Source organism: Nocardia pseudovaccinii (assembly GCF_050942345.1).
GTDB lineage: Bacteria > Actinomycetota > Actinomycetes > Mycobacteriales > Mycobacteriaceae > Nocardia > Nocardia pseudovaccinii.
In genome coordinates this window covers 9,296,831-9,306,781 of the sequence record NZ_CP192074.1, presented here as the reverse complement: position 1 = coordinate 9,306,781, position 9,951 = coordinate 9,296,831, and the positions used below count along the sequence as shown (strand labels likewise).

General features: G+C 65.6%; 10 protein-coding genes and 1 tRNA gene. 6 read left to right on the top strand and 5 right to left on the bottom strand.

All coding sequences use genetic code 11. From position 1 onward, the window contains the following. Positions 1 to 234: 234 nt before the first annotated feature. Together ACQPZ2_RS41790 and ACQPZ2_RS41785 are read right to left on the bottom strand one after the other, a co-directional pair. The gene (locus ACQPZ2_RS41790; protein WP_433527667.1) at positions 235 to 1,719 is read right to left on the bottom strand and encodes an alpha,alpha-trehalose-phosphate synthase (UDP-forming); all 1,485 of its coding nucleotides are present in this window, start codon (positions 1,717 to 1,719) and stop codon (positions 235 to 237) included. A 177-nt stretch (positions 1,720 to 1,896) separates the two neighbouring features. Continuing rightward, positions 1,897 to 2,067 (bottom strand): hypothetical protein, encoded by a 171-nt coding sequence (locus ACQPZ2_RS41785; RefSeq protein ID WP_169338030.1) that lies wholly within the window; start codon positions 2,065 to 2,067, stop codon positions 1,897 to 1,899. 188 nt (positions 2,068 to 2,255) lie between these two features. On the opposite strand from ACQPZ2_RS41785, the gene ACQPZ2_RS41780 reads away from it, so the two are divergent. The 3 genes from ACQPZ2_RS41780 (at position 2,256) to ACQPZ2_RS41770 (ending at position 3,662) form a co-directional block, all read left to right on the top strand. Further along, positions 2,256 to 3,089, top strand: coding sequence for an alpha/beta fold hydrolase (locus ACQPZ2_RS41780; RefSeq protein ID WP_063046653.1), 834 nt, complete (start codon positions 2,256 to 2,258; stop codon positions 3,087 to 3,089). Between the two features lie 128 nt (positions 3,090 to 3,217). Next, a complete protein-coding gene (locus ACQPZ2_RS41775) occupies positions 3,218 to 3,460 on the top strand; it encodes an MbtH family protein (protein WP_011207082.1) in 243 nt (80 codons plus the stop codon). 127 nt (positions 3,461 to 3,587) lie between these two features. Beyond that, a tRNA-Thr gene (locus ACQPZ2_RS41770) sits at positions 3,588 to 3,662 on the top strand. A gap of 318 nt (positions 3,663 to 3,980) precedes the next feature. On the opposite strand, the gene ACQPZ2_RS41765 is transcribed toward ACQPZ2_RS41770, so the two are convergent. Beyond that, a complete protein-coding gene (locus tag ACQPZ2_RS41765) occupies positions 3,981 to 4,406 on the bottom strand; it encodes an HIT family protein (protein ID WP_433523380.1) in 426 nt (141 codons plus the stop codon). Between the two features lie 113 nt (positions 4,407 to 4,519). On the opposite strand from ACQPZ2_RS41765, the gene ACQPZ2_RS41760 reads away from it, so the two are divergent. Then, positions 4,520 to 5,590, top strand: a complete 1,071-nt coding sequence (locus ACQPZ2_RS41760; protein WP_433523379.1) for an alpha/beta fold hydrolase — start codon at positions 4,520 to 4,522, stop codon at positions 5,588 to 5,590. Here ACQPZ2_RS41760 and ACQPZ2_RS41755 read toward each other — a convergent pair. Next, entirely contained in the window at positions 5,578 to 5,952 is a 375-nt protein-coding gene (locus ACQPZ2_RS41755; protein ID WP_063046650.1) for a PH domain-containing protein, read from the bottom strand. The two genes, ACQPZ2_RS41760 and ACQPZ2_RS41755, sit on opposite strands and share 13 nt — an antisense overlap. Before the next feature lie 193 nt (positions 5,953 to 6,145). Between ACQPZ2_RS41755 and purD the strand changes: the two genes are divergently transcribed. Further along, entirely contained in the window at positions 6,146 to 7,417 is a 1,272-nt protein-coding gene (purD, locus tag ACQPZ2_RS41750; RefSeq protein ID WP_433523378.1) for a phosphoribosylamine--glycine ligase, read from the top strand. A gap of 192 nt (positions 7,418 to 7,609) precedes the next feature. On the opposite strand, the gene ACQPZ2_RS41745 is transcribed toward purD, so the two are convergent. After that, positions 7,610 to 8,584: a M23 family metallopeptidase gene (locus ACQPZ2_RS41745; RefSeq protein WP_433523377.1), complete on the bottom strand. Its 975-nt coding sequence runs from the start codon at positions 8,582 to 8,584 to the stop codon at positions 7,610 to 7,612. 126 nt (positions 8,585 to 8,710) lie between these two features. Here ACQPZ2_RS41745 and ACQPZ2_RS41740 point away from each other — a divergent pair, with 126 nt between their 5' ends. Further along, entirely contained in the window at positions 8,711 to 9,877 is a 1,167-nt protein-coding gene (locus tag ACQPZ2_RS41740) for a pyridoxal phosphate-dependent aminotransferase (protein ID WP_157124574.1), read from the top strand. Positions 9,878 to 9,951 lie beyond the last annotated feature (74 nt).

Genomic DNA, 9,951 nt, shown 5'->3' with positions numbered 1-9,951 from the left:
CGCGTCCGAGCCGTCGAGACTCGCGACTGCGTCGCATGCGCTTCGACGGCTCGGACGCGAGACGGGCCGCGAACGTCGCTCGTAAGACTCGCTCCGTGGTCGGGGGGGTCGTTCGGCACCTGGTGAACACCCACCACACGGGCGAGACTCGCGACTGCGTCGCATGCGCTTCGACGGCTCGGACGCGAGACGGGCCGCGAACGTCGCTCGTAAGACTCGCTCCGTCGGGTTGCGTCAGCGACGGGGAGCTCGGGACTCCGGGTACACATCGTCGTCGGTGAGCAGCGCGCTGCCTGCGACCTGATCCTGAGCCAGTGCCTCCAGGAATGACCGCGCCCAGCGGTCCACATCGTGGGCGAGAACCTGACGGCGCAGGGAGCGCATTCGGCGGCGACGGGTGTCGCGGTCGTCCTCCAGTGCGGAGACGACGGCATCCTTCACACTGTTCAGGTCGTGCGGGTTACACAGGTATGCCTGACGCAATTCCGCTGCGGCACCGGTGAATTCGCTCAATACCAACGCTCCGTTGAGGCCGCTGTGACAGGCGACGTACTCCTTTGCGACCAGATTCATCCCGTCACGCAGCGGCGTCACCAGCATGACGTCGGCGGCCACGAAGAAGGCGACGAGTTCGTCACGCGGGATCGGGCGGTGCAGATAGTGCACGACCGGATAGCCGACCCTGGCGAATTCACCGTTGATCCGGCCGACCTGGCGCTCGATATCGCCGCGCATCTGGATGTAGCTCTCCACCCGCTCACGGCTCGGGGTGGCTAGCTGCACCATGACGGTATCGGCCGGATCCAGCCTGTTTTCCAGCAGCAATTCCTCCAGCGCGGCCAGGCGGATATCGATGCCCTTGGTGTAGTCCAAGCGGTCGACGCCGAGCAGGATATTTTTCGGATTGCCGAGTTCGGCTCGGATTTTCGCGGCCCGTTCGCGGACCGAGCGGCGGCGCGAATGCTCATCGAGTTCGGCCGAGGCGATCGAAATCGGGAACGCGCCGACCCGGACCGTGCGGAAGCCCACCTGCACCACGCCGAGCTTGGACCGCACACCGACGGTGCCGCGCGAGGTGGGCTGGCCTGCCAACCTGCGGGCCAGGTAGAGGAAGTTCTGCGCGCCGCCCGGCAGGTGGAAGCCGATCAGGTCGGCGCCGAGCAGACCCTCGATGATTTCGGTGCGCCACGGCATCTGCATGAACAGCTCGACCGGCGGGAACGGAATGTGCAGGAAGAATCCGATGGTGAGATCGGGGCGCAGCATCCGCAGCATCTTCGGCACCAACTGCAGTTGGTAGTCCTGAACCCAGACGGTCGCGCCCTCGGCGGCGACCTTCGCGGTGGCCTCGGCGAAGCGCCGGTTCACCGTGACATAGGCGGCCCACCAGGCCCGGTCGTAAACCGGGCGCACGATCACATCGTGGTACAGCGGCCACAGCGTGCCGTTGGAGAAGCCCTCGTAGTACTCGGAGACTTCCTCCGCGGACAGCGGCACCGGATGCAGTTCCAGGCCGTCCTCGATGATCGGATCGATATCGACATCGGGAACGCCGGCCCAGCCGACCCACGCCCCCTTGTTATTGCGGAGCACCGGTTCCAGTGCGGTCACCAAACCGCCCGGGCTGCGCTTCCAACGGGTGGAACCGTCGGGCAGTTTCTCCAGGTCGACCGGCAGCCGATTGGCGACGACGACGAAGCCGGAACCGGCCCCGCTCATCTCGGCGAGGGCGGAGGGGACCACCGTGGTGTCGGGTTCGGATGGGGGCTCTAGAAAGGCGTGTTCGGAGTCCTCGGACGGCTGTTGGGTCATCTGGTCCACTCACGCATCCTTTGCGCGTCGCTTTTCGGCGTTTGAAGTTGTGAATAGTCGACGGCCCCGTTGACGTCGAGGTGGTTACTCGCCTCGAGAGTTAGGCCCGATGCCCAGCATGGACAGCAGCATCCGGCATTCGTCCGCATCCTCCGCGTAGGCCGCGACAACTCGCTGCGCCTGACGGGCGGTCTCGTCGGCGAGTGGTTCCAGATCGTCGTCCGCGATGTCGTTCGCGCTGCTCTTCGCGGCCATCTTCTTGTCCTCCCGGCTCAGTACGCTCGTACGTGCGAATAGTCAATGGTATCTGGCCACCACAGCGGTATGCCGCACCCGGATCCGGGTGACCTCCGACACGTTCGGCGTCATACCCTTCGCCTGCTCGTCGAAAACCGAAGCCCTATACCTTGGGAACGCAGCACCAACTCCACGAAAGGGTCGATATGCCGCTGGCCACGGTGAACGGAATTTCACTCAACTACCAGGTCAAGGGCGACCGAACCAAGGGCACGGAGGCGAAAGGCGCGGGTCCGCTGGTCGTCATGATCATGGGTACCGGCAGCCCGGGCAGGGTCTGGGAGTTGCATCAGGTCCCGGCGCTGGTCAAGGCCGGATATCGGGTCTGCACTTTCGACAATCGCGGCATCAAACCGTCCTATGAGGCGGCCGACGGCATGACCATCGATCAACTCGTCGGCGATACCGCCGGACTCATCGAACTGCTCGATGAGGGTCCCGCACTGGTGGTCGGCACCTCGATGGGCGCGCGGGTGGCGCAGGAGCTCGCGCTGGTGCGTCCGGAACTGGTGCGCAAAGCCGTATTCATGGCCGGACACGGCCGCCTCGACCAGTTCCAGAAGACGCTCTCGCTCGGCGAACACGAACTCGATGCCAGCGGGGTCAGCTTGCCCGCGAAGTACGAGGCCGCCGTCACAGCGGTGATGAATATGTCGCCCGCGACCATGGCCGATCCGAACGCCGCCCGCGACTGGCTCGATCTGTTCGAATTCACCGGCGGTGCGGTGACGCCAGGTATCCGCGCCCAGCGCCGGATGGACCACGATTTCGACCGGGTGCAGGCTTACCGCGGCATCAAGGTGCCGTGCCTGGCCATCGGATTCGCCGACGATCGGATGATTCCGCCGTATCTGTCCAGGGAGGTTGCCGAGGCCATTCCGGGTGCGCGTTACCTGGAAGTTCCTGATGCGGGGCACTACGGCTATCTCGAGCGTCCAGAAGCGGTGAACAAGATCCTGCTCGATTTCTTCGCGGCCTGAGGTAACTGCCTACGCGTAACGTCTGCCTTGCTAGGGTCGACACAACGCTCGGGGAGCTTCTGACGCTCGACAGCGTTGGACGAGCCAAGGGCGATCCCGTACATGCGCCAGTATCCAGTGAGGTGAAATTGAGCACCAACCCCTTCGATGACGAAGACGGCCGCTTCTTCGTTCTGGTCAACGATGAGGAACAGCATTCGCTGTGGCCGGCCTTTGCGGAGGTTCCGGCCGGATGGCGAGTCGTTTTCGGCGAGGACAGCCGCGCCGCGTGCGTGGAGTACGTCGAGAAGAACTGGACCGATATGCGTCCGAAGAGCCTGCGTGACGCAATGGCCGCCGATGACGCGGCCCGCCAGGGCGCCCAGTCCTGACCCGCGGTATCCGATACTGCGCCGGGCCCACTGCTGAACCGTCACTGCGTGACACCGTAAAGCCGGTGTCACGCAGCTGGCGTGCCCGGTTATGATGGGCACCGTTTTGTTGAGTAAGACACCATCCGCCTCCTTAGCTCAGTGGTAGAGCACTCGCCTTGTAAGCGAAAGGTCGTCAGTTCAATCCTGACAGGGGGCTCCAGTCGAGCGCGCCGGTTACGGCGCGCTCGTTCACGTGTTAGAGGCCCTGCCGTTTGTGTAAGCGAAAGGTCGTCAGTTCAATCCTGACAGGGGGCTCCAGTCGAGCGCGCCGGTTACGGCGCGCTCGTTCACGTGAAACGGGCGCGCCGTCAACGGCGCGCCCGTTCCTCGTATTCGGCCGCACGGGCGGCTAATTCAGACCACACCGTACCGACTCTCGTGAGCGCACGTGGACGCGTGATCACCATGCACTGGTTGAGGTGAACCCCGAGAACACCCCTCCATCAGTACATTCTCGAGGTTCAGGGAGTGCTTGGGGTTAGTCGGGGACGTTGGATCCGTAGCCCAAGTCGCGGAGGGCGGACTTGATTTTGGTTTGGGCTTCGTCGAGGGATTCGGGGGTGGGGTGGGGGTTGGCGCCGGAGATGTCGAAGTTGCCCATGGTGAAGGCTGGGAAGACGTGGACGTGCAGGTGGGGGACTTCCAGGCCAGCGATGAGCAGGCCGGCGCGGGGGGCGTCCCAGGCGTGGCGGACCGCTTGGCCGATTTTCTGCGCGACGCTGTTGAGCCGCGCGAAGGTGTCGGCGTCGACGTCCTGCCACTGATCGATCTCCTTGCGGGGGACCACCAGCGTGTGCCCTTGCGTCACCGGGGCGATGGTGAGGAATGCGACGAATTCGTCGTCCTCCCAGACGAAACGGCCCGGCAGCTGGCCTTCGATGATCGCGCTGAAAACAGAAGCCATGCACCGCAGGCTACGCCGGGAGTTCCCGATCGGTGGTTCGGGTGTTGACCTCGCCACCAAACTGTGTCTATCGTACACATATTAGTTTCCGTCAGACACAGTTTAGGAACGACATGCTCACCATCGCCCTTGCCGCGACAGCCGCCGCCCCCGCGGGCTTGCTCACCCACCGTCAGCTGCGTCGCCGCAGCAATGCTCATGCGCTCCGGATCGATACGCCGAACGGCATCTCGGAGGCGGGCTTCGTCACCATCGGGGGCATCGAGCAGTGGATCGAAATCCGCGGCGAGGATCGGGACAACCCGGTGCTGCTGGAATTGCACGGCGGCCCCGGCGCCTCGAACACCTACTTCGCCAATCGAACTCGGGCGTGGGAAAAGCACTTCACGATCGTTCGGTGGGATATGCGCGGCGCGGGAAAGACTTTCGGTCGCTGCGCACAGGGCGAGATGACGTTCGACCGGCTCTACGCCGACGCACTCGAGGTCACCCACCACGTGCGCGACCGGCTGCAGGTCCACAAGGTGGTATTGCTGGCCGCCTCCTTCGGCTCGGTGCTCGGTCTTCGCCTGGCCCGCAACCACCCCGAGTTGTACTCGGCATACGTGGGCACCGACCAGAACATCACCGGCGGCGAACCCGACCACGGCGCTTTCTTCGCGGTTGTACAACGGTTACGCGAGGCCGGAAAGCGCACCGCCGCAGCGAAATTGGAGGAGATGGGTCCGGATGCCACGCGGTGGACCGCCGAGCAGTGGGGCCTGCACGCAAAACTGGCGACCAGCTCGGATCCCATGCTCACCGGAATACTGAAGAAGCTGATCGTGCCGTCGATGTGGTTCTCGCCGCAGCATCGGCTGCGCGATGTGAAGGTGGGCGCGGACGGCATGAAGTTCTCCGAACGGGTCGGCATCGAATCCGTGCACTTCGACGCCTGGCGCGACGGCACGCGATTCGAGTTGCCGTTCTTCATCTTTCAGGGCGAACACGACAGCCTGATGCCCGCGGCCAGGGCGCGCCGCTACTTCGACGATGTCGAGGCGCCGCACAAGGAGTTCGCGCTGATCGCGGACGCCAACCACTTCGCGGCGTTCTGGCAGCCCGAGCAGTTCCTCGAACTGCTGCTGACCCGGGTCCGGCCGGTGGTCACCAGCGGGCTCGGGTCATGTGCTCAGGCGACGTAGTGCGAAAGGATGCTCTGCACTTCGTAGATGTCGACCTGGCGATTGAACCGCTTCTGTACCGGTTCGTGGGTGCCGGAGATCCAGATGCAGAGTTCGGCATCCAGGTCGAAGGTGCCCGCGGTCTCCACCGAGAAGTGGGTGATGGCGCGGTAGGGGATGCTGTGATAGCTCACCTTGCGGCCGGTGACCCCCTGCTTGTCGACCAGGATGAGACGCTTGTTGGTGAACAGAATCGCGTCGCGGACAAGAAGATACGCGGCGTAGACCTGCTCACCGCCGCCCATCAGTCTCGCGTATTCCTCTTGCGCCTTGCCGGGATCGATCCGCCCGGCATTGCCCATCAGTCCGTCGATCAGACCCATAGTCAGCACGTCCTTTGCGCGGTGGAGGTCGGCTGTCGCGCCCCCTCCCATCAATCATCCACACCGGTCGGCGCCGCGGGGTGGAGCTGTGAACGGAAATTCGGCGCGGGTCGATGTACAGGTGATGAACCACTAGTGGCGGGTCGTCGGACTGCTGGTCAGCCACCATTGGCAACAACCTAAGCTGTTGCCCGTGCGCGTACTCGTCATCGGTTCCGGAGCCCGTGAACATGCCCTCGTCCTGTCCCTGCGCCGGGACCCCGCGGTGACCGCGCTGTTCGCGGCGCCGGGCAATGCGGGGATCGCCCAGTACGCGCAGGTCAGAGCGGTCGATCAGTCCTCCGCGGAGGCGGTTGTCGCGCTAGCTACCGACCTGGACGCGGACCTGGTGGTGATCGGCCCCGAGGTGCCGCTGGTACTCGGCGTCGCCGATGCGGTCCGGGCCGCGGGTATCGCGTGCTTCGGTCCGTCCGCCGCGGCCGCGCGCATCGAGGGTTCGAAGGCGTTCGCGAAGGACGTCATGACGGCCGCCGGGGTCCGCACCGCGCACAGCGAGATTGTGGACAACCCCGCTGAACTCGACGCCGCGCTCGACCGGTTCGGCCCGACCTGGGTGGTCAAGGACGACGGCCTGGCCGCGGGCAAGGGTGTGGTGGTGACCGCTGACCGGCATGCGGCCCGCGATCATGGTGCCGAACTGCTCGAGCAGGGCCATCCGGTGCTGCTGGAATCCTTCCTGGACGGACCGGAGGTTTCGCTGTTCTGCCTGGTCGACGGCGAGACCGTGGTGCCGCTGCTGCCCGCGCAGGATCACAAGCGCGTGGGCGACGGCGACACCGGGCCGAATACCGGCGGTATGGGTGCGTACACGCCGCTGCCGTGGCTGCCGGAGCAGACGGTCACCGCGATCGTCGAGGATGTCGTGAAGCCCGTCGCGGTGGAGTTGGTGCGGCGTGGCTGCGGCTTCTCCGGACTGCTCTACGCGGGTCTGGCGATCGGTGTGGACGGACCCGCCGTCGTCGAATTCAATTGTCGCTTCGGCGATCCGGAGACCCAGGCGGTGCTCGCGCTGCTGGAGAGCCCGCTCGGTGAATTGCTGAATGCCACCGCGACCGGCACGCTCGCCGAGGTCGCCGCGCCGCGTTGGCGCGACGGTTCGGCCGTCACGGTCGTGATCGCCGCCGAGAACTATCCGGGTCGTCCCCGCGTCGGTGATGTGATCACCGGAGCGGGCGAGGGCAATACCGACGACTCGTCCGCCGTGCTGCACGCGGGAACCGCGTTGCGCGAGGACGGGGCCTTGGTCTCCGCGGGCGGTCGTGTGCTGAGTGTCGTCGGCATCGGCGCGGATCTGGCCGAGGCTCGCGCGCACGCCTATGACCGGATTGCCTCGATCAAGTTGCCGGGCAGCCACTTTCGCACCGACATCGGTCTCGCCGCCGTCGAGGACCGCATCAGTGTCTAATTGCCGCGCCTTCGGCGCGGCGTGTTCGCGGCCCCCTGGTGTCTCGCGTCCGAGCCGTCGAGACTCGCGACTGCGTCGCATGCGCTTCGACGACTCGGACGCGAGACGGGCCGCGAACGGTCGCTCGTAAGACTCGCTCCGTGGTGGTTGCGTCACGCTGTCTGTCTCGATCCAGTTGACGCTATTCCGGGATCAGCCGAACGTGAGCCCGTGCACCGCCAACCACTGCTGCGGGTCGACGTGCTGTCCGTTGACAATCACCTCGAAGTGCAGATGCGGCCCGGTGGAGTCACCGCGGTTTCCCATGCGAGCAATCTGCATACCCGCCGGAACACGCTCGCCGACCGAGACGAAGAAGTCGTACATATGGCCGTAGACGGTGATGCTGCCGTCATCGTGCCGGATCCGCACCCATAGTCCGAATCCCTGCGCGGGTCCCGCATCGATGACGGTGCCGCTGGCGACGGCATAGATCGGGGTGCCGATCGGCCCCGCGATATCGATGCCGTTGTGGAAAGTGCCCCAGCGCGAACCGAATCCGGAGGTGAAGGTGCCGCGGGTCGGCAAAACCATGCCGGTGATGCCGGGCAGCGCCGAACCCGTCGTGACCGGCGCGCTGCCCGCCATCCACGGCTGATACTCACCGGACACGGCCGCGGCTGCCTCGGCCTTGGCACGTTCCAGCGTCGCGCGGGCCGCCGCCGCGACCACCTCCTGCTCACGGATGCGCTCGCCGTTGGCGATGGCATTCAGATAGCGCTTCACCGACGGTGGTGTCGACTGCATCTGCTGTGGATAGGCGAAGGCGACGCGTTGCGCTTCGTCCTGGCCGGGCGTGCGATCGGTGACGCCCCAGGTGACCGAGGAATCGGCGGCCGCGAATACGGCCGTGACGCAGACGCCCGCGATCAGGATCCGGTGCTTGCGCAATAGCGCGCGATAGTCGGGTTTGGGCCGGTCCTCCCACAGCGCGTGCAGGTCGGGCGGTGGCTGCCGACGCAGCCAGACCAGGCCGTCCTTGCACTCGCCGAGCACCTCGCGCGCCCGCCCGCGCAATTCGGATTCACGCCGTTCCCGCAACTTGGCACGCCAATCGGGGGGTATGACACCGATGCCACCCACCCCGGGTACTCGGTCCAGCCGCGCACGGCGAGCCTTGTCAAGCATTAACGCCGACCATAACCCGCGCCGCATGCCGCGAACATGACGAACCGCGGGTGGGTCGCATTTCCGTCCGGCAAAAGCCGAGCATCGGCGCACACCCGACGTGCGGGACCGTCTACCGTACGTCGGGTGTCCAGAGAATCTCGCCGGTCGACCATTCCACCTTTCTACGTGATGGATGTCTGGAAAGCTGCCGCGGAACGGGCCAGGACGCACGGCGATGTGCTGGTGCTGGCGGCCGGGCAGCCCTCGACGCCCGCACCCGCTCCGGTGCTGCGCGCGACGAAGACGGCGATCGATTCCGAATTGCTCGGCTACACAGAGACATTCGGCATTCTGCCGCTGCGCGAGGCGATCGCCGAACATCACCGCGATACCTACGGATACGCCGTCGAACCCGATGATGTCGTGGTGACCACCGGCTCCTCCGGCGCGTTCACCCTCATCTTCCTGGCCGCATTCGACGCCGGGGACACGGTCGTGGTGGCCAGGCCCGGATATCCGGCCTATCGCAACTCCCTCACCGCGCTGGGCTGTCGCGTCGTCGAACTCGATTGCGGTGCGGAGACCCGATTCCAGCCGACGGTCGCCATGCTGGAGGCGCTCCCGGAACCGCCCGCCGGTCTGATCGTGGCCAGTCCTGCCAACCCGACCGGCACCATGATCGATCCGGACGAGCTTGCCGCGCTGGCCCGCTGGTGCGATGCGCACGACACCCTGCTGATCTCCGACGAGATCTACCACGGCATCACCTACCAGGGCCTCAGCGGTGGCCGGACATCATCGGCCTGGGAGACCTCGCGCGAATCCGTGGTCATCGGTTCGGTCTCGAAGTACTTCTCGATGACCGGGTGGCGGCTCGGCTGGATGCTGGCGCCGAGCGGATTGCGGCCCGCATTGCAGCGGCTCGCATCCAATATGACCGTGTGTCCGCCCGCGGTCTCGCAGTTCGCGGCGCTGCACGCGTTCGGCGCCGAGGCCAAGGAGGAACTCGACGGTCACGTCCGGCGCTACGCGGTGAATCGGCAACTGCTGCTGGAGGGGCTGCCCAAACTCGGTATCACCGAGCTGGCCCCGGCCGACGGCGCCTTCTACGCCTACGCCGATATCGGCCACCTCACCGACGATTCCAGGAAGTGGTGTGCCGAAGTGCTCGACCACACCGGAGTCGCCTTGGCCCCTGGAATCGATTTCGATACCGCGGCGGGGCACCGGACGGTACGGTTCTCCTTCGCCGGAGCTACCGCGGACATCGAGGCGGCACTCGTTCGGCTGGGTCACTATCTGCGTGGTTGATCATGCTGTCCGACAACAAGTTTGCACAGTTCGGCACCATGAACGAGCAGATGCGGTAAAACAACGATGGCTGG